This is a genomic window from Candidatus Microbacterium phytovorans (assembly GCA_029202445.1).
GTDB classification, from domain to species: domain Bacteria; phylum Actinomycetota; class Actinomycetes; order Actinomycetales; family Microbacteriaceae; genus Microbacterium; species Microbacterium phytovorans.
The window spans coordinates 534216-558838 of sequence record CP119321.1 but is presented as its reverse complement, the minus strand read 5'-3'; the positions used below and the strand labels follow the sequence as shown (position 1 = coordinate 558838).

The 24623-nt window shown below is 68.4% G+C and carries 22 protein-coding genes; 5 read left to right on the top strand and 17 right to left on the bottom strand.

Annotated elements, in window-relative coordinates; genetic code table 11:
• Positions 1-58 precede the first annotated feature (58 nt).
• Together P0Y48_02630 and P0Y48_02625 are read right to left on the bottom strand one after the other, a co-directional pair.
• Complete coding sequence (locus P0Y48_02630) at positions 59-1558, bottom strand: CoA-acylating methylmalonate-semialdehyde dehydrogenase (GenBank protein ID WEK14124.1); 1500 nt, start codon at positions 1556-1558, stop codon at positions 59-61.
• Positions 1555-2499, bottom strand: coding sequence for an NAD(P)-binding domain-containing protein (locus P0Y48_02625; GenBank protein ID WEK14123.1), 945 nt, complete (start codon positions 2497-2499; stop codon positions 1555-1557). The genes P0Y48_02630 and P0Y48_02625 overlap by 4 nt, the downstream gene beginning before the upstream one ends.
• Positions 2500-2632: 133 nt before the next feature.
• Between P0Y48_02625 and P0Y48_02620 the strand changes: the two genes are divergently transcribed.
• Both P0Y48_02620 and P0Y48_02615 read left to right on the top strand, forming a co-directional pair.
• A complete protein-coding gene (locus P0Y48_02620; protein ID WEK14122.1) occupies positions 2633-3562 on the top strand; it encodes a LysR family transcriptional regulator in 930 nt (309 codons plus the stop codon).
• Complete coding sequence (locus tag P0Y48_02615; GenBank protein WEK14121.1) at positions 3559-4290, top strand: glutamine amidotransferase; 732 nt, start codon at positions 3559-3561, stop codon at positions 4288-4290. The genes P0Y48_02620 and P0Y48_02615 overlap by 4 nt, the downstream gene beginning before the upstream one ends.
• 6 nt (positions 4291-4296) lie before the next feature.
• Here the strand turns inward: P0Y48_02615 and P0Y48_02610 are convergent, their stop codons facing one another.
• Both P0Y48_02610 and P0Y48_02605 read right to left on the bottom strand, forming a co-directional pair.
• Positions 4297-6798, bottom strand: a complete 2502-nt coding sequence (locus tag P0Y48_02610; GenBank protein ID WEK14120.1) for a glycogen/starch/alpha-glucan phosphorylase — start codon at positions 6796-6798, stop codon at positions 4297-4299.
• 126 nt (positions 6799-6924) lie between these two features.
• A complete protein-coding gene (locus tag P0Y48_02605; GenBank protein ID WEK14119.1) occupies positions 6925-7917 on the bottom strand; it encodes a YihY/virulence factor BrkB family protein in 993 nt (330 codons plus the stop codon).
• Positions 7918-8065: 148 nt separating this feature from the next.
• On the opposite strand from P0Y48_02605, the gene P0Y48_02600 reads away from it, so the two are divergent.
• Positions 8066-9733: an ATPase, T2SS/T4P/T4SS family gene (locus tag P0Y48_02600; protein ID WEK14118.1), complete on the top strand. Its 1668-nt coding sequence runs from the start codon at positions 8066-8068 to the stop codon at positions 9731-9733.
• 75 nt (positions 9734-9808) lie between these two features.
• Here P0Y48_02600 and P0Y48_02595 read toward each other — a convergent pair whose 3' ends face one another.
• The 13 genes from P0Y48_02595 to adhE all read right to left on the bottom strand — a co-directional run bounded on the left by P0Y48_02595 (position 9809) and on the right by adhE (position 23133).
• Complete coding sequence (locus tag P0Y48_02595) at positions 9809-11047, bottom strand: type II secretion system F family protein (GenBank protein WEK14117.1); 1239 nt, start codon at positions 11045-11047, stop codon at positions 9809-9811.
• On the bottom strand, positions 11047-12192 hold the full coding sequence (locus tag P0Y48_02590) for a type IV pilus twitching motility protein PilT (protein WEK14116.1): 1146 nt from the start codon (positions 12190-12192) through the stop codon (positions 11047-11049). The genes P0Y48_02595 and P0Y48_02590 overlap by 1 nt, the downstream gene beginning before the upstream one ends.
• Positions 12189-12953: a hypothetical protein gene (locus tag P0Y48_02585; GenBank protein WEK14115.1), complete on the bottom strand. Its 765-nt coding sequence runs from the start codon at positions 12951-12953 to the stop codon at positions 12189-12191. Before P0Y48_02585 ends, P0Y48_02590 begins: the two co-directional genes overlap by 4 nt.
• Positions 12950-13597 (bottom strand): hypothetical protein, encoded by a 648-nt coding sequence (locus P0Y48_02580; protein WEK14114.1) that lies wholly within the window; start codon positions 13595-13597, stop codon positions 12950-12952. Before P0Y48_02580 ends, P0Y48_02585 begins: the two co-directional genes overlap by 4 nt.
• Positions 13597-14646 carry a pilus assembly protein PilM gene (gene pilM / locus P0Y48_02575; protein WEK14113.1) on the bottom strand — a complete coding sequence of 350 codons (1050 nt, stop codon included), beginning with the start codon at positions 14644-14646 and terminating at the stop codon, positions 13597-13599. Before pilM ends, P0Y48_02580 begins: the two co-directional genes overlap by 1 nt.
• Positions 14647-14674: 28 nt before the next feature.
• Positions 14675-15508 (bottom strand): prepilin peptidase, encoded by an 834-nt coding sequence (locus P0Y48_02570; protein ID WEK14112.1) that lies wholly within the window; start codon positions 15506-15508, stop codon positions 14675-14677.
• The gene (locus P0Y48_02565) at positions 15508-17064 is read right to left on the bottom strand and encodes a hypothetical protein (protein WEK14111.1); all 1557 of its coding nucleotides are present in this window, start codon (positions 17062-17064) and stop codon (positions 15508-15510) included. The genes P0Y48_02570 and P0Y48_02565 overlap by 1 nt, the downstream gene beginning before the upstream one ends.
• Entirely contained in the window at positions 17058-17576 is a 519-nt protein-coding gene (locus P0Y48_02560) for a hypothetical protein (GenBank protein WEK14110.1), read from the bottom strand. Before P0Y48_02560 ends, P0Y48_02565 begins: the two co-directional genes overlap by 7 nt.
• Positions 17577-17617: 41 nt before the next feature.
• A complete protein-coding gene (locus tag P0Y48_02555) occupies positions 17618-18028 on the bottom strand; it encodes a prepilin-type N-terminal cleavage/methylation domain-containing protein (GenBank protein WEK14109.1) in 411 nt (136 codons plus the stop codon).
• An 88-nt stretch (positions 18029-18116) separates the two neighbouring features.
• Positions 18117-18491 (bottom strand): prepilin-type N-terminal cleavage/methylation domain-containing protein, encoded by a 375-nt coding sequence (locus P0Y48_02550; GenBank protein ID WEK14108.1) that lies wholly within the window; start codon positions 18489-18491, stop codon positions 18117-18119.
• A 289-nt stretch (positions 18492-18780) separates the two neighbouring features.
• Positions 18781-19077: a DUF1905 domain-containing protein gene (locus P0Y48_02545; GenBank protein ID WEK14107.1), complete on the bottom strand. Its 297-nt coding sequence runs from the start codon at positions 19075-19077 to the stop codon at positions 18781-18783.
• Positions 19078-19315: 238 nt separating this feature from the next.
• Positions 19316-20299 carry an aldo/keto reductase gene (locus P0Y48_02540; GenBank protein WEK14106.1) on the bottom strand — a complete coding sequence of 328 codons (984 nt, stop codon included), beginning with the start codon at positions 20297-20299 and terminating at the stop codon, positions 19316-19318.
• 122 nt (positions 20300-20421) lie between these two features.
• Complete coding sequence (adhE, locus tag P0Y48_02535; GenBank protein ID WEK14105.1) at positions 20422-23133, bottom strand: bifunctional acetaldehyde-CoA/alcohol dehydrogenase; 2712 nt, start codon at positions 23131-23133, stop codon at positions 20422-20424.
• A 207-nt stretch (positions 23134-23340) separates the two neighbouring features.
• Between adhE and nrdI the strand changes: the two genes are divergently transcribed.
• Positions 23341-23769 (top strand): class Ib ribonucleoside-diphosphate reductase assembly flavoprotein NrdI, encoded by a 429-nt coding sequence (gene nrdI, locus P0Y48_02530; GenBank protein WEK14104.1) that lies wholly within the window; start codon positions 23341-23343, stop codon positions 23767-23769.
• Positions 23770-23806: 37 nt separating this feature from the next.
• Positions 23807-24622 (top strand): MerR family DNA-binding transcriptional regulator, encoded by an 816-nt coding sequence (locus P0Y48_02525; protein ID WEK14103.1) that lies wholly within the window; start codon positions 23807-23809, stop codon positions 24620-24622.
• Position 24623 lies beyond the last annotated feature (1 nt).

Here is a 24623-nt window from a genome sequence, read left to right as displayed (position 1 = left end):
CTCCCTTTCCGCGTCGACTCCAGCCTAGTCCGGGGCTACGACAGGCCGCGCTCCCGGCTCAGTGCGTCGGGAATCCGAGACTGATCTGACTCTCGCTCGCCTCGGGCCACCTCGTGGTGATCACCTTGCGACGCGTGTAGAACTCGAAGGCCTCGGGGCCGTACATATGCGTATCGCCGAACAGCGAGTCCTTCCACCCGCCGAAGGAATATGCGCCGATCGGAACCGGTATCGGCACATTGACGCCGACCATTCCCACCTCGATATCGAACCCGAACTGACGAGCAGTCTTCCCATCGCGAGTGAACACCGCCGTGCCGTTGGCGTAGCGGCTGGCGTTGACGAGGTCGACGGCCGCCGCATAGTCGGCGACGCGGACGATCGAGAGCACGGGGCCGAAGATCTCCTCGTCGTACACGCGCATTCCCGGTCGCACCCGGTCTACCAGCGAGGGTCCGATGAAGTAGCCATCGTCGGGGAGGCTCCCCTGACGACCGTCGACGACGAGCTCAGCCCCTTCCGCGGTCGCGCCCGCCACGAAGCCCGTGACGCGATCGAGCGCGTCACGCGAGATGAGCGGGCCCATCGCGGTGGCGGGGTCGCGCCCGTCGCCGACGACGAGGCCGGGCAGCCGCTCGGCGATCCGCGCCACGAGGCCGTCGGCGACGTCGCCGACGGCCACCACGACCGAGATCGCCATGCAGCGCTCCCCCGCCGAACCGTAGGCGGCCGAGACGGCGGCGTCGGCCGCGGCATCCAGGTCGGCGTCCGGCATGACGATCATGTGGTTCTTCGCGCCGCCGAGGGCTTGCACCCGCTTGCCGGCAGCGGCTGCGCGCTCGTAGATGTGGCGGGCGACCGCGGTGGAGCCCACGAAGGACACCGCCCGGATCACGGGATCGTCGAGGATGGCATCCACGGCCTCGCGATCGCCGTGCACGACGTTCAGGATGCCGTCGGGCACCCCGGCCTCACGGAACGCGTCGGCGAGCCACACCGCGGCGGAGGGATCGCGCTCGCTGGGCTTGAGGATGACCGCGTTCCCGGCGGCGATCGCGGTCGTCACCATCCACAGGGGCACCATCGCGGGGAAATTGAACGGGGTGATGCAGGCGACGACGCCGACCGGCTGCCGGAGCTGATGCACGTCCAGACCCGCGGAGACCTGCTCCGAGTGGTCTCCCTTGAGATGGTGCATGAGCCCCGTGCAGAACTCGACGTTCTCGAGTCCGCGCGCGACCTCGCCGAGCGCGTCGTCGACGGTCTTGCCGTGCTCGGCCGTGATGATCCGGGCGAGCTCCTCCGCCCGCGAGGAGATGATCTCGCGGAGCCGGAACATGATCTGCTGGCGACGACCGAGTCCGGTCTCCCGCCACGCGCGCTGGGCCCGTTGAGCGATCAGCGCTGCCTCGTGGACGCGCTCGGCCGAAGCCCAGACGACTTCCCCCGTCTGCCTCCCCGTGGCGGGATCGAACACGGGCCCGACGCGCTCGGCATCGAGAATGCGTTCGCCGCCGATGACGTGAGGGATGAGGACGAGGTCGGGGGCGGTGGTCATGAGAGCTCCTGGGCGGGGTCGAGGGACGGCGACGGATGCCATCCGGGTATGGTGCCGTCGGGGGAAGGGAATCGGGCGACGAGAGTGCAGTCCCTGCCTCCGAGGCCGTCTGCGACGAGCTGCTCCAGCTGCGACTGCGCCAGCTCCGCCGCCGGCAGCCGGAGTCCGGCCGCGGTTCCGGCGGCGACGGCGAGCGAACAGTCCTTGAGGGCCAGATCGACCGAGAACGATGCCTCGAAGTCGCGGTTGGCCGCCGCAGTCTCCACGACCCCCGGGACCGGGTACCAGGTGCGCACCGCCCACGACGATCCGGAGGAGGCGCTGGCGACCTCCCAGAACACCCGCGGGTCGAGGCCGAGGCGTGCGGCGAGCTGAGCGCCCTCAGCCATGGCCATCACGTTCACGAACAGCATCATGTTGTTCGTGAGCTTGGCGGCGATCCCGGCGCCCGCGCCGCCGCAGCGGACGACGGTTCCGGCCATCGGTGCGACGAGACCGGCGGCGCGCTCGACGGCATCCGGCTCGCCGCCCAGCATGAAGGTGAGCGTGTGCGCGGCCGCTCCGGCGGTTCCCCCGGAGATCGGCGCGTCAACGAAGGCAAGACCGCGCGCGGCGGCTTCGCGATGACACCAGGCGGTGGTCTCGACGTCGACGGTCGACGTGTCCAGCAGCAGCGTCCCGCGGGCGCTGTGCGCCAGGATGCCGTCCTCTCCTCCGTAGACGGCGCGCACGTGCTCGGGGCGCGGCAACGACGTGACGCAGGCGTCGGCGCCCTGCACCGCGTCGGCCACGGAGTCGGCGATCACCACGCCCTTCGCCGCAGCGGCCTCCGTCGCGCGAGGATCGGGATCGACGCCGACGACGCGATGTCCGGCCTCGATCAGATGGCCACTCATAGGCAAGCCCATGTGTCCGAGTCCTATCCAGGCGATCGTCGCCATCGCCGCTCCCTTCCTCGCGAGCCACCGGCACGGCAGGCCGATGCGAGTCACGGTACGCGTGCTACAGGTTGCGTTCAACGCACAGAGTCGAGCGAGTTTGCACCGGCACTGTGCATTCCTGCACACTCAAGAGATGCCTGTCGCCGACGAACCGCCGCTCGACGCTTTGATGACGTTCCTGGCCGTCGCGCGACGTGGGCGCTACACCGCCGCGGCGGACGCCCTCGGCCTCAACCACTCCACCGTGTCCCGTCGGATCGCGACGCTCGAACGCACGGTCGGGGTGCGCCTCCTCGTTCGTTCCGCGGCCGGGTGGGACGTCACAGAAGAGGGCCAGCGCGTCGTCGCGATCGCCGAACGCGTCGAGGCATCGCTGCGAGACCTCTCGGGCGGCGACCAAGCGGTCCCGTCCGACGCGAGCGCTGGCGGCGAGCATGCCGGCGGCCTGCGCGGCGCGGTGCGCATCGCCGCACCCGAGGCCTTCACGGCCCATGTCCTGGCGCCCGCCTTGACCGCCCTGCGTCGCACCCACCCCTCCCTCGCCGTGGAGTTGGTGGCCGTCACGCAGCGCGCACGCCAGCATCGTTCCGGCGTGGACCTCGAGATCGTCGCGGGCCGCCCGGAGGTCTTCCGGGCGTACGCGACCGCGATCTTCGACTACTCGCTGCGTCTCTACGCGTCTCGCGACTACCTCGACGGGAACGGAGCCCCCTCCGACGTCGGCGGGCTCGCCCGGCATCCGCTCGTCTTCTACATCGAGTCGGCGCTCCAAGTCGACGAACTGGACCGGGCCCTCCACGCGCTTCCCGACTCTCCCCCGTCACTACGATCCACGAGCGTGTTCGCGCACCTCGAGGCCACCGCCGCGGGCGCCGGGATCGGGCTCCTGCCGGATTTCGTCGCCGACCGAGACGACCGGCTCGTGCCCGTGCTACCCGACACGTGGGAGCATCGACTGTCGTACTGGGCCGTCGCCCGCGACGAAGGCGCGAGGAATCCCGTCGTCGCCGCGACCCTGGCCGCGATCCAAGACCAGATTGCGAACCGAGAGGGAGGCCGATGAAGCCGTTCCTCCTGCTCGCCACCCGCGCCGAGGACGGTCCCGCCGACGAGGAGTACGCGCTGTTCCGGCGGTTCGCCGGCTTATCCGAGGACGAGCTGGTGCGGGTGCGGATGGAGGCCACCCCGCTCGGCGACCTCCACCTCGACGACTGGTCCGGCATCTTCGTCGGCGGCGGACCCTTCAACGCATCCGACCCCCTGGAACGCAAGTCGCCGGTGCAGCGCCGCGTCGAGGCGGAGTTCGACACGCTGCTCGACGAGGTCGTCGCCCGCGATTTCCCCTTCCTGGGCGCCTGCTACGGCATCGGCACGCTCGGCACCCATCAGGGCGCCGTCATCGACCGCACGTACGGCGAGCCCATCAGTGTCGTCGACCTGAGACGCACTCCCGCCGGGACCACCGACCCTCTCCTGGCGGAGATGCCCGACGAGTTCACCGCCTTCGTCGGGCACAAGGAGGCCATCTCGGCACTTCCCCGGTCGGCCACTCTCCTCGTGAGCGGCATCGCCTGCCCCGTGCAGATGTTCCGCGTGGGCACCCACGTGTACGCGACGCAGTTCCATCCCGAACTCGACGTGGACGGCATCGTCACGCGCATCCACGCCTACGCCGATCACGGCTACTTCGCGGCGGACGAGCTCGACCTCACGCTCGCAGCCGTGCGGCGGATGCCGGTGACCCACACGGGCCGCATCCTTCGCGCGTTCGTCGAACGGTACGCGCGCTGATCGCGATCAGATGACCGGCGGCGTGTGCCAGATGCGCTCGATGTAGTCGCGCATCGAACGGTCGGAGGAGAAGAACCCGGAGCGGGCGATATTGAGGATCGCCGAGCGCGTCCAGCCCTCCTCGTCCTGGTACGCCGCGTCGACCTTCGCCTGCGCGGCGATGTAGGACGAGTAGTCGGCCAGCACCATGAACCGGTCGTCGTACAGGAGGTTGGAGACGACCGGTTCGAACACACTCCGGTCACCGCCGGAGAAGGCGCCCGAGGCGATGAGATCCATGGCCCGGCGGAGATTGTCGTCGGCCTGGTAGAAGTCGGCGGGCTTGTACCCGCGCGCCCACAGCGCCTCGACCTCCGGCTCGCTCATGCCGAACAGGAAGAAGTTGTCGTCGCCGACCAACTGGCGGATCTCGACGTTCGCGCCGTCGTCGGTACCGATGGTGAGAGCGCCGTTCAAGGCGAACTTCATGTTGCCGGTTCCCGATGCCTCCTTGCCGGCGAGCGAGATCTGCTCCGACAGGTCGGCGGCGGGGATGACGCGCTCCGCGAGCGTCACGTTGTAGTTCGGCGGGAACAGGACCTTCAGGCGCCCCTCGACCCGGGGATCGGCGTTGACGACCGACCCCACGGCGTTGATGAGGTGGATGATCCGCTTCGCCATCACGTAGCCGGGCGCGGCCTTCGCGCCGAAGATGAAGGTGCGGGGCTGGACGTCGGCGGCGGCGACCCGGCCCGACACGATCGCCTCGTAGGAGGTGACGATGTGGAGCAGCTTCAGCATCTGACGCTTGTACTCGTGCAGGCGCTTGACCATGACGTCGAGCATGTGCCCGTCGCTCACGTCGAAGCCGTCGCGCGCGTGCAGCACCTGCGAGAGGCGCCGCTTGTTGGCCGCCTTCACCTCCCGGAAGCTCGCCCGGAAGTCCGGGTCTTCGGCGTAGGCCTCGAGCTCGCGCAGCCGCTCCAGGTCGGTGATCCAGCCCGCGCCCAGGGCGTCGGTGATGAGGCTGGAGAGCTCGGGGTTGGCGAGCCGGACGAACCTTCGCGGTGTGATGCCGTTGGTGACATTGGTGAACTTCCCCGGGAAGAACTCGTCGAAGTCGGGAAGCACCTTCTCGCGGAGCAGCTGGGAGTGGAGCTCGGCGACGCCGTTGACCTTCGCGCCCGCCACGGTCGCCAGGAACGCCATCCGCACCGAGCGGTAGGGCACCTCGCCGATGATGGACATGTTCCGGATGCGCATCTCGTCGTCGCCGAATCGCTCCCGCACCTCGGCGAGGAACTCGTCGTTGATGCGGTAGATGATCTCCAGGTGGCGCGGCAACAGGCGTCCCAGCAGCTCGACGGACCAGACCTCCAGCGCTTCGGGAAGCAGCGTGTGGCACGTGTACGCGAAGCACTCGCGCGTGATCGACCACGCGACGTCCCAGTCGAGCTTCTTCTCATCGACGAGCACGCGCATCATCTCGGGCACACCGATGACGGGGTGGGTGTCGTTGAGCTGGAAGATCACGCGATCGGCGAGCTTGGTCATGTCGAAGCCGTCGACCAGCTGGTGCTCGAAGAAGTCCGCGATGGAAGCGGCGACGAAGAAGTACTGCTGCTGAAGGCGCAGCTCCTTGCCCTGGGGGGTCGAGTCCTCGGGGTAGAGGACCTTCGAGATGTTCTCGGCGAAGGTCTGCGCGCGCACCGCCTCCTCGTAGTCACCCGAGTTGAAGACACGGAGATCGAACGAATTGGTCGCCTTGGCGCTCCACAGTCGAAGCGTGTTGACGCGGCCGTTCTGGTAGCCGGGGACCATGTAGTTGTAGGGCACGGCCTGGACATTCCAGCCCGGAACCCAGCGCGAGCGCAGGACGCCGTCGTCGTCGTAGGTCTCCGTGTGTCCGCCGAACGAGATCGTCTGCGCGGCCTCCGGGTGCGGGAACTCCCACGGCGAGCCCATCGACAGCCAGGCATCGGGCTGCTCCACCTGCTGCTCGTCGACGAACGTCTGACGGAAGATGCCGTACTCGTAGCGGATGCCGTAGCCGATGTTGGGCACGCCAAGCGTCGCGAGAGAGTCGATGAAGCAGGCCGCCAACCGGCCGAGACCGCCGTTGCCGAGCCCCGGCTCGACCTCCTCGGCACGCAGCTGGTCGATGTCGATGCCACAGGATGCCATCGCCTCGCGCGCGATGTCGGCGAGCCCGGATGCCAGGAGGTTGTTGTCCAGCTGGCGTCCGAGCAGGTACTCGGCGCTCAGATAGCAGACGCCCTTGGCCTGCTGCTCGCGCTGCCGGCGCTGATCCTCCAGCCAACGCGCCATGAGGTAGTCGCGCACCGTCATCGCGAATGCGAAGTAGCGATCGTTGGCGTTGGCGGCCGAAAGCGCGACGCCTCGCTCGTAGTTCAGATTGCGCAGGAACTGACGAACGAACCCGTCAACGGTGCTCGCGGGCCCCGTGACGGGGGCGAGGGCGAGCGGGTGGGTGACGGACAGCGCTGCAGCGGACTCGATCTCGGGCACGATACGAAGGTACACACTCGACGGGCTCGCTGTGACCGCTCTCAGGTGGCGGTAATACGACTTTCACATCCGCGACCTCGTTCGCATACCGGATAGCGCCGCGAACGGCGGTCGGCTCCGACGCCGTCAGGAGGATCGCTCGGCCGCCAGCGCCTCCCGTGCGGACGCGAGCTCCGACGCCGCCACGGCGACGGCATCCTCCGCGGTCTGCACTTTTCGTTCCGCGAACGTGCGGGCGCCGTGTCGGACACGGAGCCGGTCGGCGTCTTCGGCCGCGGACTCCACGACGTATGCACCGGCGATGAGGATCACCTGGGACGAGAGGTTCACCCACAGGAGAAGGGCGATGAGCGCACCGAATGTGGCGAGCAGCGGATTCGACGTCGCTCCCCCGACGAACAGGCCGGAGAGGGTCTGCAACACGGTGAGGCCCGCCGCTCCGATGAGCGCGCCCACCCAGAACGCCCGTGCGGGGGCGACGATGCCGGAGAGCATCCTGAACACGACGAGCAGCACGATCGCATCGAGCGCGAACGTTACGGCGATGGCGACCACGCGGGTTCCGATCGCGACCGCCGGGTGGTCGTCGGACCAGCCGAACCATGCCGCCACCGTGCCGACCCCGGCCGTGCCGAGCACCGTCACCGATGCGGACACCGCGAGCGCGACGCCCACACCGAGGGCCAGCAGGAGGTTGCGCAGGATGACCCAGATCCACAGGACGTCGTCGAGGGGACGGTCGGCGATCGTGTGGAGCGCGGTCCGGAGCGACCCGATCGCGCCGATGGCGGCGCCGATCAATCCGACGAGGGACACCGCGCCGGCGATGGTCAGTCCGGCGGGAGCGCTGATGGCATCCGCGTCGATGAGCCCGTCGGGTCCGACCAGGCCGGGAATGGCCTGATCGACCGCATCCACGAGCGCGGCCCACGCGGCGGGGTTCCCCGCAAGCCACAGGGCGGCGAACGAGAAGCCGAGCAGCACGCCGGCGAAGATGCTGAACAGGGCCCGATACGTCACGCTGTCGGCGAGCATCGGACCGCGGTGCTCGCTGTACCGCAGGAAGGCGCGGACCGGTCTGCGGGCGAGAGCCCAGGCGATGAGGCGAGCGACGTCCATCCGGTCAGGATATCGAGGGCGTCTGCGGCACCTCACGGGGTTGACAGCCGCGGAAAGGCCCCTACGTCAGTCACACCAGCCTCAGGAATATTCTTCTTTCACACCGACACCGGGGCGTCGTAGGATACAGGCGGGGAGAGGATGCGCCGTGAAGGGACTCGCGGAAAGCCTCGTGCAATCTGGGGCTGTCAGTGCAGACGACATGTGGGATGCCGTCGCCGAATTCGGCGAGGGTCCCGAACTCCGTCGACGGCTCGTGGAGTCCCAGCTCATCTCTCAGACGCAGCTCGCGCAGGGCATCGCTCGCCAGCTCGGACTGAAGTTCGTCGACCTGCCCGAAGCGGAGCTCACCGCTGAGGTCATCGCCGCCGTTCCCCCGACCCTCTGCCGCCGCTATCAGATCATCCCGATCGAGCGCGGTCGCCGCAGCCTCACGATCGGCATGGTCGACCCGACCGACCTCATCGCGATCGACGACATCGCCACGGCGACGGAGCTGAACGTGCGCCCGGTCGTCGTAGCGGCCGACGCGCTCGAGACGGCCTTCTCCCGATTCCTCCGTTCGGACGAAGAGCTCATCGACCTCTCGGAGCAGATCGGCGAGATCGCCGCCGCCGATGGGGCGAGCGGCACCGAATCGATCGAGGAGCAAGTCGACGACGCGCCGGTGGTGCGGTTCGTGAACCTCCTCATCGCCCAGGCCATCAACGACCGGGCCAGCGACATCCACATCGAGCCCGGCGAGAAGAACCTCACCGTCCGCTACCGCATCGACGGGGTGCTGCACGAGATGCAGCGCGCCGACCGGGCGATCCAGGACGGCGTCATCTCGCGGCTGAAGATCATGGCATCCGTCGACATCGCCGAGCGACGCAAGCCTCAGGACGGTCGCCTGTCCGTGCACCACGACGGCCGCCAGATCGACCTGCGTCTCGCGACACTGCCGACGGTGTGGGGCGAGAAGATCGTCATGCGCATCCTCGATAGCTCGGCGCAGTCGCTGACCATGTCGGACCTCCGCTTCTCGATCCGCAACGAACAGAGGTTCCGCGCGGCGATCACGCGCCCGCACGGCATGGTGCTCGTCACCGGCCCCACGGGCTCCGGCAAGTCGACGACGCTGTACACGGCGCTCAACACCGTCGCCAACCCTCGGATCAACGTCATCACGGTCGAAGATCCCGTCGAGTACCGGATCGCGGGGATCAACCAGGTGCAGGTGAATGCCCGCGCCGGCATGACTTTCCAAGCGGCGCTCCGCTCGATCCTGCGATCGGACCCCGATGTGGTGCTCGTGGGCGAGATCCGCGACGAGGAGACCGCGACGATCTCCATCGAGGCGGCCCTCACGGGACACCTCGTGCTGTCGACGCTGCACACCAACGACGCCCCTAGTGCCCTCACACGTCTCGTCGAGGTCGGCTGCGAGCCCTACCTCGTGGGTACGGCGCTGTCGGCCGTGGTCGCGCAGCGCCTCGCCAGGCGCCTCTGTATGAAATGCCGCGAGGCGTATACAGAGACGCGCGAGGTGCTCTCTTCGGTGCGATTCCCCCATAATCCGCTCGATCCGCCCGTGCTCTACCGAGCGGTGGGATGCCAGGAGTGCTCCGGCACCGGCTACCGCGGCCGGGTGGCGCTGCACGAGGTGATGGAGGTGACCGAGAAGCTCGAGCAGCTCGTCGTCACGCACGCCACGGGAACGGAGCTGCGGTCGACGGCGCTGGAGGAGGGCATGATCTCCCTCCGGGAAGACGGCTTCAGCAAGGTCGCCGAAGGCATCACGACCATCGAAGAGGTCATGCGGGTTTCGCTCTGACACCTCGTTGCCGAGGAGAAAGAGCAGGGCGCGCGTCCCTCCCCAGTTCCGCGCGCCCTGCCGTCTGTGACGGAGTCAGCCGGATTGTCCGAGCTCTCCGTAGATCGAGAAGATCGGCAGGTACAGCGAGATGACCATGCCGCCGATGATGATGCCGATGCCGACGATGAGGATGGGTTCGATGGCGGAGGTGAGCTGCTCCGTGGCGGTCTGGACCTCGCCCTCGTAGAAGTCGGCGATGCTGGCCAGCATGTCGGGCAGCGTGCCCGACTCCTCGCCCACCGCCGCCATCTGCGCGACCATCGGCGGGAAGACCCCGGCCTTGGCCAGAGGGGCGGAGAACGACTTCCCCTGCTTGACGGACTCTTGAACGGCGCGGACGGCCTCTTCGATCTTGTGGTTGTTCGCCGCTGAACCGACGATCGCGAGCGCCTGCACGAGCGGCACGCCCGCCTTCAGCATCATCGAGAGGCCGCGGCTGAACCGGGCGACGGCGATCTTGGTCGCGAGCGGACCGAAGATCGGCAGCCGCAGCTTCAGAGGATCGACCGCCTTGCGGACCGCCTCCTCGTTCCGGTTCTTCATCCACCACAGCCACCCGACGACGCCGACGACGAGCAGGAGGGGGAAGATCCAGAACATGTTGTTCGAGATGGAGACGATGATCTGGGTGGGAAGCGGCAGCTCCGACCCGAGGTTCTTGAACATCCCCTCGAAGATCGGCACCACGAAGGTCACCATGGCGATCACGCCGAGGATCGCGATGCTGAGGACGATCAGCGGGTACGTCGTCGCCGACTTGATCTTGTCCTGCAGCTCCGCCTCGTTCTTGTACGTGTCGGCGACCGTCGTGAGGGCCTGACCGAGGAAGCCGCCCGACTCACCGACCCTCACCATGCTCACCATGAGCGGCGGGAACACGTCGGGATGCTGTCCGAGCGCTGCCGAGAACGCACTGCCCGATTCCACCGCGCCATGGACCTTGACGAGCGCGTCGCGCAGCATCCGGTCTTCCGACTGATCGATGAGGATCGAGAGGGTGCGCATGAGCGGGAGGCCCGCGTTGATGAGCCCGGCCATCTGCTTGGCGAAGACGGCGAGTGTCGCGACCTTCACGCGCTTGACGAACCCCGGGAGCGAGATCTCTCGGTTGAGACCCGTCTTCGACGTCAGGGCCACCTCGAGCGGCGTCAGCCCCTGCGCGCGGAGCTTGGCGGCCACCGCGGTGTCGCTCGACGCTTCGATCGTGCCCTTGACGACGCCGCCGCCGGTCGCGTCGACGGCACGGTAGGTGTATTCCTCGATGAGCGACATCAGTTGCCCCAACCCACCGAGGCGCGCTCCGACGCGTGCATGGTCCACGCCTCCGCGTCGTAGTCCACCGGGCGCACGCGCGTGTCGTCGAACGACTTCGGGTCTTCCGCGATCTCGCGGGCCAGAGCGAGCGAGATCGACCCGTCCGCGACAAGCCGCTGCAGGTCCTGGTCGAGCGTGTGCATGCCCAGCGAACCGCCTGCCTGCAACATCGAGTAGATCTGGCTCACCTCCCCCTCGCGGATGAGGTTCGCGATCGCCGGCGTGTTCACGAGCACTTCGGTGGCGATCACCCGTCCTTCCGACTGCGCACGTGGAAGCAGCGTCTGGGTGATGATCCCCCGGAGCGTGTCACCCAGCTGGGTGCGCACCTGATTCTGCTGATCCGAGGGGAACGCATCGACGATGCGGTTGATGGACTTCGCCGCGCTCTGGGTGTGCAGCGTCGACATGACGAGGTGGCCGGTCTCGGCCGCAGTCAGCGCCGTCGAGATCGACTCCGGATCGCGGAGCTCACCGATGAGGATGATGTCCGGGTCCTGGCGCAGCACGCGTCGGAGCGCTTCGGAGAAGGATGCCGTGTCGCTCCCGATCTCGCGCTGGTGGATGAGTGCGCGCTTGCTCGTGTGCTGGAACTCCACCGGGTCTTCGACGGTCACGATGTGCGCGGGCTTGGTGCGGTTGACGACGTCGATCATCGACGCGAGCGTGGTGGACTTGCCCGATCCGGTCGGTCCCGTCACGAGGACGAGTCCGCGCGGCTTCATGACGAGGTCGGCCGCGACGCGGGGCACACCCAGTTCGTCGAAGCTCTTGATCCGGTCCGGGATGAAACGGAGCGCGACGGCGACCTGGCCGAGCTGGCGGAAGATGTTGACGCGGAATCGTGCGACATCGGGCACGGTGATCGACAGGTCGACCTCGCCCGAGGTGCGGAACTCGGCGACCTGGTCGTTGGACAGGATGCCGCCGATGGCGGACTCGAGCCAGTTCGTCGACGTGGGCTGTTCGTAGCCGGGGATCGTCTCCAGGTCTCCGTCCACACGCATCTGCGGCGGGTGGTTCGCGGTGAGGTGCACATCCGATGCACGCGACCGGGCGGCGACGGCGAGCAGGCCCTGCAGGGGGGCGACATTCTGAGTCATGAGGCATCCTCTGTCTGGAAGAACGCGAGCGCGGACACGACGACTTTCCCGTCCGCGAAGTTCACATCGATGATCGAGACGAGCCGTGGCCCCGCGCGGAGACCATCGACGAACGCCGAGACCCGCTTCGCGGTGGAGGTGAGGGTCTCCTCGTCGATATCCGTGCTGTCCTCGACGTCGGTGCCCTCGTCGCCTCCGCCGAGGAACGGCAGGGTCATGTCGAGGGTGATCGTGAGGAGCACCTGCTGCTGGGGAGTGAGCTCCGTCGCGGGCGTCTCCGGCTCCGCCGCCGGAGCGGACTCGCCGTCGCCGCCGTCGCCGTCGGTCGCGGCGGGGGTCGGCGAGGCGGCGGTGTCGGCCGGCTCCTCCTCCGCGGCGACCGCGACGCCTTCCTCGTCGATGACGTCGCGCGCCAGCCACGACTCTGCGGGTTCGGCGGCGATCGACTCGACGCGGGCGTCGACCCGCGCGGCGGAGCGGGCGATCAGGGAGTGCACCTCGTCGAGGCGCGGGGAGCTGGCGATCTCGGTCCGCAGCGTGGCGAGGTCTTCGTCGACCGCGGCGATGTCCTCCTCGGCGGCGGACAGGCGGGCGATCTGCTGCTCGTACGTCGAGTTGCTCTGCGCGACGGTGCGCTTCTGACTGTCGATCGCTAGCGATTCGCTGTAGAAGGGAAGCGCGACCAAGACCACACCGGCCACGAGGAGGATCACGACGACCAGCGTGCCGGCGAGGTTGACGAGCTGCTTGCTGGCGTTCATCCGTCGCTCTCCGTCGCGAAGGCGCCCGTGTAGACGGATTGGTCGAGGGTGACCCTCACCACGTGGTGATAGCTGTTCTCCTCGAAGCTCTGCGTCCAGCCGTCGGCGTCGAGCACGCCCGGCAGGGCACGGATGGAACGGATGAGCGGAGCCATGTCGCGCGGGTCTCCCCCGGTCAGGAGCAGATCTCCCTGCAGCCCGATCTCCGCGGCGGGGTCATCGCCCTGGAGGAGGCCGCCGGGCGAGAGGTCCCAGCCCTCGAAGTACAGCCCGTCCGGCAGCGCCCGGGTGAACTCGGCGATGACGGGTGTCCACGCGATGTCCGTTCCCATCGCGCGGCTGCGGAAGTCGGTGAGATCGGTCTGCAGTGCGAGCTTGGTGCGGACGGGCTGGAGGCCTGCCAGCTCGGTGAGGAGCCCGTCGGTACGGGCCTGCTCCGCGTCGAGCCGCTGCTGCGCGGCCGCCTGGAGCGTGTAGGCGCCGGCGCTCACGATAGCGATGACCAGCAGGGTGGCGGCGAGCACCCAGATCCACTGCCGCAAGAGCGTCGCACGCTGGCGCCGTTCGATCGCGGCGCGGGGCATGAGGTTGACACGCGGAGCGCCGCCGAGAGCCAGTGCGGGCGTCACGGAACGTAGTGCCATCAGCGTCCGCCTCCCAGCGCGAGCCCGACCGTCGGGACGAGATCGAAGTCGACGTCGCCGACCGGAGCGGCGACCTTGGTCTCGACGACGCTGGACAGCCCCACCGGGTGCACCGGCATCGGGAGGCTCGCCGCGAGAGACGCCACGATGCCGTCGACGGCCACGCCGGCGCCGCTGACGAGCACGCGGGTCACGGGGGCGTCGGCCGATCGGTCGGCGTAGAAGCGGAGCGTGCTCCCCAACCGTGCCACGACGTCGCGTACGTCTGCGTCGCTCATGGTGAGGGTGCGGCCCGTCCCGCGCGACGCGGCGCGGCGCCGCATGGGGGCGTCGCCAGGGGGAACGGTCTCGAGCAGCTCCTCGACGACGGGGGCCGCGGCATCCGTGTCGGTCTGGGCTGCCGCCCGCGCGCGCACGGCCTCCGTCACGATCTCCGTCGGGATGATGCGCACGAACCGCGGCACGCCGTCCTGGACCACGACGACGTAGGTCGTATGGTCGCCGAGGTGGAGGGCGGCGACGGTCTCGCCCGCTGCGGCCACCGCTGTGACGGCACGGGCGAGCGCGAACGGCGCGAGATCGACCACGTCGACGGTGAGCTTCGCCTTCGTCACGGCCGAGACGAGCTCGTCGACGGTCTCGGCGACCGCCGCGACGAGCAGCCCCGACACCTGATCGCCCTGCTGCGAGATCGGGTAGAAGTCGAGCACCGCCTGCTCCGCCGGCACGGGGAGCAGGTCCTGCACCTGGAAGGGCAGCGCCTGCGCGAGAAGATCGGGTCGCATCGCCTGCATGGTGTAGTCGCGAACGAGGATGCGGCGGCTTCCGATGCCGAGCACGACGTTCTTGCTCTTGATGCCCGCCCGCGACCACAGCTGACGCAGCGCCAGCACGACGGCATCCGTGTCGAACACCTCGGAGTCTTTCGCGGCGCCGGGAGGGAGCGGCACCGAACCGAACGCGACCACGCGCGGGCTGCGCCCGACGGTCACCTCCGCCGCTCGGACCCCCTCCTCGGTGATCTCGAGCCCGACGATCGTCTTCGCCATGCTCTCTTCCCTTCTCTCCGCCGCCGGCTCAGCCGATGACGAGCATTCCCACGTACCAACGAGCGACGGTCTCGCCCGCGAAGATTCCCACCCAGGCGCCCGCCAGCATCCACGGACCGAACGGTATGGCGGTCTTGCGCCCCGCCCGCCGTGTGAAGAGGAGAACGACGGCCATGAGCCCTCCGAGCACGAACGCCGCGAAGGCGCCGACCACGAGGGTTCCCCAGCCGAGCCATCCGAGCGCGATGCCGAGCACCCCAGCGAGCTTGACGTCTCCCCCGCCCATGCCGCCCGGGCGCGCCAGCCGGAGCACGGCGTAGAAGGCGAAGAGGGCAAGGGCCCCGATCGCGGCGCGCAGGAGCGACTCCCAGGGGGCGCCGACCACGCAGGATGCCGTGAAGAGCACCGCGAGCACCGCGTAGGCCGGAAGCACGATCACGTTCGGCAGCCGATGGGTGTCGGCGTCGATGAGGGCCAGCGCGATGCTGATGGCCGCGAGGTACAGGTAGGCGACGCTCTGAAGGATCGTCGCCGGCGACCAGGCCGCGGCACCGGAGCCGAGCGAGGCCCACACGACGGCCAGGAACGCGAGACCGGTCGCGAGCTCGACCAGCGGGTACCGGGCGGAGATGGACGCGCCGCACGACGCGCAGCGTCCCCGCAGGAGCACCCACGACACGAGCGGCACGTTCTGCCAGGGCCGCACCGGCGCGTCGCAGGACGGGCAGCGGCTCTCGCGTGTGAGCGGGATGCCGGCCGGCACGCGGTAGACGACGACGTTGAGGAACGAGCCGATGACGAGCCCCAGGAGGCCCGCGAAGACGAGCAGGAAGACGGTGAGGGCGGGAGTCAGAGTGGACATCAGTTGATCGTCTCGTAAGGGACGTCTCGCGATGAGATCAATCCACCGATGCCGCCGCTGCCCGAGGAGCCGCTCTCGCTGATACCCATGCCGGGGACCCCGATGGGGTCGGCGGTGAAGGTGAGTCCGCCGCCGTAGCTCCAGCCGCCGCCGTAGAACGAGCCGTTCCACTTGTCCTGGAGTCCGTAGGCGCCGCCGGCGACGCTGATCTTGCACGGCGAGTAGGCCATCGCCTTCACCGTGAGATCGGTGACGGTGCCGTTGATGAGCAGTTCGCCGTACCCCGATCCGCACGTAGGCGCGGCGTCGGTGGGCGTGGGGTCCTCCGTCATGACCCAGAACTTGGGCTTGCCGGCCACACCGGTGCCCGCCTTCACGGTGAGCCCGGAGAGGTCGAACTTCTTGGCGAGCAGCACGACGTTGGTCTTGATGCCCACCGTGGGCTTGCTCCCGTTGTTGCTGCTCAGGGTGGAGCAGGCGCGCGCGTCGATGATGACGGGGCTCGTGTACGTCTGCAACGACGTCCACGCCGCGCCGGGCGAGCTGTTGAAGCCGTTGCACGTGTCGCTCGCCGTGCCCGAGGTCTTCAGGGTGACCACCTGATAGCCGGGCCAGTCGGAGGTCTTGAACTTGTACTCGAACCAGCCGGGAAGCGTGGGCGCCGTCGGGCCGGCGACGGTCGTCGGGCGCACGGTGCCGCCGACGATCGTTCCGCTCTGCATCGAGAGCGTGCGGGCGGACGGCATCGTGAGACTTCCGTTGATGCGCACGTTGCCGAGCTGCACGTTGCCGTTGGCGATGACGGCGCCCGCGACCTGCTTGCCCTCCCAGCCGAAGGCGATCTCGCCGTTGGTGTGCAGGCTCCCCTTGAGGGTGCCGCGCACGGTGCTCGAGCCGGTTCCCGAGGTCGCGACGTTGCCCTCGATCGTGTCGCTGCCGCAGCACATGTCGAGGACGCCCGCGGCGGAGGTCACCGTGCCCTTGATCGTGCAGCCGCCGTTCGCGCTGACGGTGCCGCGGGCCGTGATGTTCCCCGGGATGAGTGACTGGCACGTGAACGACGCCTGCGGCACGACGATGTTGAGCAGTCTGCCGTCGGCGGAGGTCTTCACTTCGGAGGTGAAGGTGACGTTGCCGCTCCCGAAGAAGACCATGTCTCCGCCGGAGCTGGTGGCGGGAGCCTGCGCGTAGACGGACTGGACGGCCGTGCGCGCTCCGTTCACGGCGGAGTTCACGCGCACCGTCGCAAATCCGGAGCCGCAGGTGACGGCGTAGTCGTACTGGAGCGAACCGGTGCCGTCGACCGCCACGTTGTGACCGGTCGCGCCGCAGGCGACCTCGCCGCGCTTGAGGCTCGCGACGACCTCGGCGAGCCCGGCGTCCGCGGTGACGCGCGACTGCGACTGGCTGCGGGTGTCGACGACGATTCCGGTCGTGTTCGTCACGATGGTCGCGAGGGCGAGACCGCCGATGGTGAGGACGAGCATCACGACGAGCACCGCGACGAGCGAAGAACCCTCGTCGCTGCGCAGCAGACGCTGGAGACGGCTCAGCATGTCGGTGCGCTTCCCTGGATGACGACCTGGGCGGTGACGGCGTCCGACAGGCGGACGGTCTGGCCGCCCGCGGCGACGTCGATGCCGATCGTCAGGCGCTTCTGCGCCTCGACGCTGCCGGTCCCCTGCTGGAAACCCGCCCCCGAACCGAGGATGCCGGTGAGTCCGGTGGCGATGGGGTTGCGGCCGGTGACGATGTTGGCGGGTCGCGCGGTGGCGCCGACGCTGTAGTAGAGGGAGCCGCCGGAGAGCTTCCAGGCACGGCACTCCCACGTGAGGGTCGAGGAGACCTGCGCAACGGTCGCGTCGACGCGCGTGCCGCTCTCGCTCACCCGGATGGTCGCGGCGTGGCGGATCGACGAGTGAAGCTGCGAGGAGACGACGTTGGCGCGGCCTGTCGCGGTGTCGCGGGCGGTGGCCTGCTCCTGCGCCTGGAGTCCGTTGACGAACATGAGCGCGAGGAACCCCACGAACATGCCGGCGATGACGATGGTGACGATGAGTTCGATCATGGTCACTCCTCCTTCATCTCTCCGGAACGTGTGGGGGGTCATCAGGGCGCTCCGACCGGAAGGCGCGTGACGAGGCGCACGACGGTGTCGCCGTCGGAGTCGGTGACCGTCACGGTGACGGGCACGGAAGCGGGGTAGCCGGCGGACGTCGCCGGGCAGGGGTTCACCGCGATCGCGGCGGTGGTGCCGTCCGGGCCGGCGATGCCGGTGCGGGCCTGCGTGCGGAGCGAGGCGCAGCTCGTCGTCGCGGAGTCCGTTGGGAACGCGGTCTTGATGGGGGCGAGCTGAGCGTTCGCGAAGGCGGTGGCGGTGGCGAGATCGCGGTTCGACACGCTGACGCGGGTCGCTCCGACGAGGAGCGGCAGCACCGCCAGGGCGAGCATGGCCAGGAGGAACAGGGAGATGAGCACCTCGACGAGGCTGAATCCGTCGTCGGCGGAACGCTGGAACATGTCACCTCCGGGAGGACGAGGTGGGGTGTGGGGAGATGCCGCGAGGCCGGCCCGTTCGGGCGGACCGGCCTCGCGTCAGTGCAGCTGGTTAGCAGCCGGGGCCGGACGTCGACGCGGCGTCGCCGGGGCCGGTGACCGTCACGCAGAAGTCGTCGAGGCTTCCACCGTCGGCGATGGCGAACGTGTACGTTCCACCGTCGGCGAGGTTCGCGAAGTCGGCGACAACGACCGTGTCGCCGTCCGCGATCGACGCGGCCGCCTGGCTGGCGGCGTTGGCGGCGACGGAGTCCTGCGCGGTCTGCTCGGCCTGGCCTTGCAGACCCAGGAAGACCGGGATCGCGACGGCGGCGAGGATGCCGAGGATGACCACGACGACGATCAGTTCGATGAGCGAGAAGCCCTCGTCACCGTTCTCCTCGCGGCGGGCCTTCTCAGCCTGGACAATGTTGCGGATAGTGCGCATGTGCGTGCCTTCTCCTAGGGGGGTGAACAGGTTTCACCGGCACGGTAGGAGTGCACTTCGGGGGGGAAGGTGCACAACTGGGGGGAATCTCGGAATCCGGGGGGAGAACTCCGAGACTTGTGCCGGGTTGGATTGAGAGGCCCGCCGCGAGGACGTTTCTCCCTCTCCGACACCAATCATTAGAGGTCTCTCATGTTGTTGTCAATGAGAAATCTGGGAGAAATGTGAATTCTGTGTTTCGTGTGACGGATGTGACGAAATTCGTGCAAGGGAATCCGCAGGGTCCGGATCAGGCGTCGAGCACCTCGAGGACCACCCCGATGACGTCCCGTTCGGCGACGCCCTCGGCATCCCTCACGGAGCGCTTCAACGGCAGCACGTAGGCGCCCTCGTCACCCGCCGGGAAGATCGACGTTCGCCAGGTGGTCGACCCCACCGTCGCGCGCACCGCGACCGCGCCGAAACCCCTCGGAATCCGCGGAATCTCGCGGATTTCCTCCGACAGTTCGACCGGCAGCGCGACGAAGAACCAGGCCTCCGCACGGGCGTCCCAGCGGTAGACGGATGCCGTGAAATCTACCCTCATGGTCCGAGACTATCGACCGGGTTCGCACCCTTTCCGATGGTCTATCGGCACGCCGTCTCGCGCCGTTAGACGACGCGTTCCGAGCCCTCGCGCGGTGCCCTCGACGAGCCCGCGCAGGGTGTCTTCGATGGCCGCGAAATGCCTCGACGCGTGAGCGTAAAAATCTTCTCCGACTCGGAAATCGTCGCGTGGAGGCTGCTCCGAAGATGAGAAATCGGGTCGGCGGCGCCGCCAGGGGTCACCACTGAGGGTGGATCTCGGCCTTCAGGTAGCGGTCGTAGACGTCGACGACGGCGGCGTCGAAGGCTGTGAGATCCGCTTCAGACTCCCCCGCCTTCGCGTTGGCCAGGGCCTGCGCAACGTTGCGCGCACCGGGGATGACGCTCGTGATGCCGGGGCGGGAGGCGATCCAGGCGAGCGTCGCGGCCGGGAGGGTGAGATCCTCGGGGAGCGCCCGCTCGAGTTCCGACACGGCCTGGAGACCCGTCTCGTAGTCCACGCCCGAGAATGTCTCGCCCTTGTCGAAGGCTTCGCCCTGCCGGTTGTAGGAGCGGTGGTCGTCGGCCGCGAACCGCGTCGACGCCGAGTACTTCCCACTGAGGAGCCCGGATGCCAGCGGCACCCGCGCGAACACGGCCACCCCGGCACGCTCCGCGGCGGGCAGCACCTCGTCGAGCGGCTTCAGCCGGAACGGGTTCACGATGATCTGCACATTCGTCACATGCGGGCGCGAGATGGCCGATAGTGCCTGCGCGACCGTCTCCACCGACACCCCGTAGGCGGCGATGTCGCCGCGCGCGACGAGCGCGTCGAGAGCGTCGTAGGTGGTGTCGGCGTCGATGACGGCTGAGGGCGGACAGTGCAGCTGCACCAGGTCGAGCGTGTCGACGCGGAGATTGCGACGAGAACGCTCGGTCCACGCGGCGAAGTTCTCGGGCGTGTAGTTCTCGGGCTCCTGCGGCAGTCGGCGCCCCATCTTGGTGGCCACCGTGATGCCGTGGCCGGGCCGCTCTGCGAGGAAGTCGCCGATGAGCGACTCGCTGCGGCCGTCGCCGTAGACGTCGGCCGTGTCGAACAGGGTCACCCCCGCGTCGACGGATGCCGCGAGCACCGCGCGGGCGTCGGACTCGGAGACGTCGCCCCAGTCGGCTCCCAGCTGCCAGGTTCCGAGACCGATGGCGGAGACGGTACGACCGGTGGAGCCGAGGCGACGCTGCTGCATGCCCCCAGCCTAGAAGATGCGGCGCCGTTCGCCTCGGAGGTGGGCGCGGGGCGCACATACGGGACTCACGAACGAAACAGCGAGGGCCGGGTATGCTCCCCCGGCCCTCGCTGCGGCTCCGATCAGGCGCTCGCCTTGGCGCGTCCCTTCGTCTTGGCGGTCTTGATCGTGCCGGTCACTGCGTCGCTCTCGGCGTGCGCACCCGTTCGCTGGGCACGCACCTCGTCGAACGACGTTCCGTAGTAGGCCGCTTCCATGAGCGTCTTCATGTCGGCGATCATCGGCATCCGCGGGTTCGCCGGCGCGCACTGGTCGCCGTAGGCCGCCATGGCGAGGTCGTGCAGACCCGCGATGAAGGCCGTCTCGTCGACACCCTGCTGCTGGAACGAGCGCTCGATGCCGACGCGGTCACGCAGCTCCTCGACGGCGCGGGCGTAGCTCTCGACGCCCTCTTCCGGCGTGGAGGCCGGCAGCCCGAGGTGGGCGGCGATCTCCTGGAAGCGCTCCGGGGCGATGTACCGCTCGTACTTCGGCCAGCTCGTCAGCTTCGTGGGGATGCGCCCGTTGTAGCGGATGACGTGCGGGAGGTAGACGGCGTTCGTGCGCCCGTGGATCAGGTGATAGGTCGCGCCCGTCACGTGGGCCATGGCGTGCACGATCCCGAGGAACGCGTTGCCGAAGGCCATGCCCGCGATGGATGCCGCGTTGTGCATCTTCTCCCGGGCCTTCAGCTCCGCGGCATCCGTCGAGTTCGGCTGCGCCTTCGCGCTCTTCTCGATGTTCTCGAAGATCAGCTTGATCGCGTGGAGGCACAGGCCGTCGGTGTAGTCGTTCGCGTAGACCGACACGTACGCCTCGGTGGCGTGCGTGAGAGCGTCGAATCCGGCGTCGGCGACGAGGAAGCCCGGGAGCACCTTGGTGAGTTCGGGGTCGATGATCGCGACGGACGGGGTGAGCGCGTAGTCGGCGAGCGGGTACTTCATCCCCGACTCGTCGTCGGTGATCACCGCGAACGGCGTCATCTCGGAGCCGGTGCCCGACGTGGTCGGGATGCACACGAGCTTGGCGAGCTTGCCCATCTCCGGGAAGGTGAAGGCGCGCTTGCGGACGTCGAAGAACTTCTCGCGCATGTCGGAGAACTCGATGCCCGGGTTCTCGTACAGCAGCCACATGACCTTCGAGGCGTCCATCGGGGAGCCGCCGCCGAGCGCGATGATCGTGTCGGGCTGGAACTGGCGCATCGCCTCGGCACCGGCGCGCACCTCCGACACCTTCGGCTCGGGACGCACCTGGTTGAGCAGCTGCACCTGCACGCGGTTCTCGCGGCGGTTGAGCACGTCCATGATCTTGTCGACGTAGCCGAGCTTGGTCATGGTCTCGTCGGTGACGATCGTGACGCGCTCGACACCGCGCATGTCGGCGAGGTAGCGGATCGCGTGGGGCTCGAAATAGGTCTTGGCGGGGATCTTGAACCACTGCAGGTTGTTGTTGCGACGCCCGATGCGCTTGACGTTCAAGAGGTTCACCGCCGAGACGTTGTTGGAGACCGAGTTGTGTCCGTAGGAGCCGCAGCCGAGGGTCAGCGAGGGCATGAAGGCGTTGTAGATGTCACCGATGCCGCCGAGCGCCGACGGGCTGTTCTCGATGATGCGCACGGCCCGGACGACCTCGCCGAACTTGGCGATGACGGCCTGGTCGTTGGAGTGGATCGCGCCCGAGTGGCCGAGACCGTCGAAGTCGACCATCTGGCGGGCGAGGTCGATGCCCTCGTCGGGGGTCGCCGCGCGGAGCACCGCGAGCACGGGGGCGAGCTTCTCGCGCGTGAGCGGCTCGTGGGGTCCGACCCCGGAGACGTCGGCGAGGATGATCGAGGTGTCCTCGGGAACGGTGAACCCGGCCTGCTCGGCGATCCACTGGGGCGACTGACCCACCACACGCGGGTTGAGCTTCGCGTCGGCGCAGTTCACGCTGTCGGCGGCGACACCGAAGATGAACTCCTCGAGCATCTTCTTCTCGGCCGGCGTGGCCCGGTAGGCGTGGAGACGGGCGAACTCGGCGAGGGCTTCCTCGGCGATCGGCTCGTCGAGGATGACGGCCTGCTCGCTTGCACACACCATGCCCATGTCGAACGACTTCGACAGGACGATGTCGTTGACGGCGCGACCCACCTTGGCGGTGCGCTCGATGAAGGCGGGGACGTTGCCCGCACCGACGCCGAGAGCCGGCTTGCCGCACGAGTACGCGGCGCGCACCATGGCGTTGCCGCCGGTCGCGAGGATGAGAGCGACGCCCGGGTGGTTCATGAGCTCGCCCGAGGCCTCCATGGAGGGCTCTTCGATCCACTGGATGCAGTTCGCAGGGGCGCCGGCGGCGACGGCCGCGTCACGCACGATGCGCGCCGCCTCGACGGAGCACTTCTGCGCCGACGGGTGGAACCCGAAGACGATGGGGTTGCGCGTCTTCAGGGCGATGAGCGACTTGAAGATCGCGGTCGAGGTGGGGTTCGTGACGGGGGTCAGCGCGCAGACGACACCGACGGGGTCGGCGATCTCAGTGATGCCGGTGAGCTCGTCGTGCGAGATCACGCCCACCGTCTTCTGGTTGATGATCGAGTTGGTCACGTGCTCGCACGCGAACATGTTCTTCACGGCCTTGTCCTCGAACAGACCACGACCGGTCTCCTCGACGGCCATGACGGCGAGGTCGCCGTGGTGGTGGAGCGCGGCCACAGACGCCTTGCGGACGATGTGGTCGACCTGCTCCTGGGTGAATGATGCGTACTCCGCCAGGGCGACCTGCGCCCGTTCGACCAGAGCATCGATCGACGTTGACATTGTGGGTCTCCTACCCGGCGCGGATGCTGCATCCGCACCCTTGCTGATTCGGGTCGGGATGGTTCCCCGCCCTTGTGTTCTCATTATCACGCGTGTGGTCTGACCACACAAGGGGGTAGGGGGTGTGAATAAATCGGATGCCGCGGCATCCGGTTATCCACGTCGATCGCGCGGGCGGGAGCGAGCGCTGCGGATCACACTGAGGTCATGGCGAAGGTTCCGCTCTACTACTACTCGTCCTCATCGAATCTGACCGGGCGGTTCGCGGAGAGCCTGGCGCGCACCGACGCGCGCCCCGTGTTCAATCTCGCCGACCCGAAAGTGCGTCGCACCGAAGCTACCGGACCGTGGGTGCTCCTGACGCCGTCATACAAGGCCGGCAACGCGAACGAGGTGACGCTGCCCGCGGGAGTGCGGAGCTTCCTGAAGTCGCCGATGAATCGCCGGCGACTTATCGGGATCATCGGATCCGGCAACCGGAACTTCGGCATCTACTACCAGGCGGCGGCGCGGCGCCTCGCTCAGCGGTCGGGCCGACCGATCCTGTTCGAGTTCGAACTGTCGGGCACGAGAGAAGACGTCGAGCGGTGCGCAGCCATCATGGCGGAACTGGATGCCGCGCTGAACGCCATTTGACCCTCACACTGTGTCATGGTCGACAGTGATCGACATCATGTACACCATCGGAGAGTTCGCCGCCCTGGGACGGGTGAGCGTGCGGATGCTGCGTCACTACGACGCCATCGGCCTGCTCGCACCGGCGCAGGTCGACGCGCGCACCGGCTACCGCCTCTATGCGATCGACCAGCTGCCGCTGCTGCTGCGCATCGCGGAGTTGCGGGAGTTGGGCGTCGGGCTGGAACGTATCGCGGTGCTCGCCGGGGCGGAAGACCCGGATGCCGCGCTGCGTTCCGTGCTGGTCGAGCGCCACCGCGACCTCGTGGCATCCGTCACCGAGGACCGGCAGCGCATCGCCCGGATCGAGCGGCGTCTTCGCCTTCTGGAAGGAACCACCATGTCGGATGTCATCTACACCTCCCTCTCCCCCGTCACCGTCTACGCCGCGCACGGCGTCGCGCAGGGGATGGGCAACGAGAACATCGGTCCGCTGATCGGCCCGCTGATCGGGCGGCTCGATGCGGCGCTGGAGGCCGCGGGGCGCCCGCTGATCGAGCCCGGCATCTTCTGGTACGACGCGCAGAACGAGGACGGCGTCGGCGTGCACGTGTCCTACGTCGCGGAGGCCGAGCCGGTGGCCGGCGAGGGTTACGACGTCGTCGAGCTGCCGGCGTTCGAGACAGCAGCGACCCTGCAGCATCGCGGCGACATGAGCGGCATCGGCGAGGCGTGGTCACGACTCATGGAGCAGATCGTCGCCGACGGCTACCAGGTCATCGGCGCCTGCCGCGAGGTGTACCTGGAGGCCGACGGCCACGAGCCCGGGCCCGACTGGCTCACCGAGCTGCAGGCACCCGTCGCGCGCGTCTGAT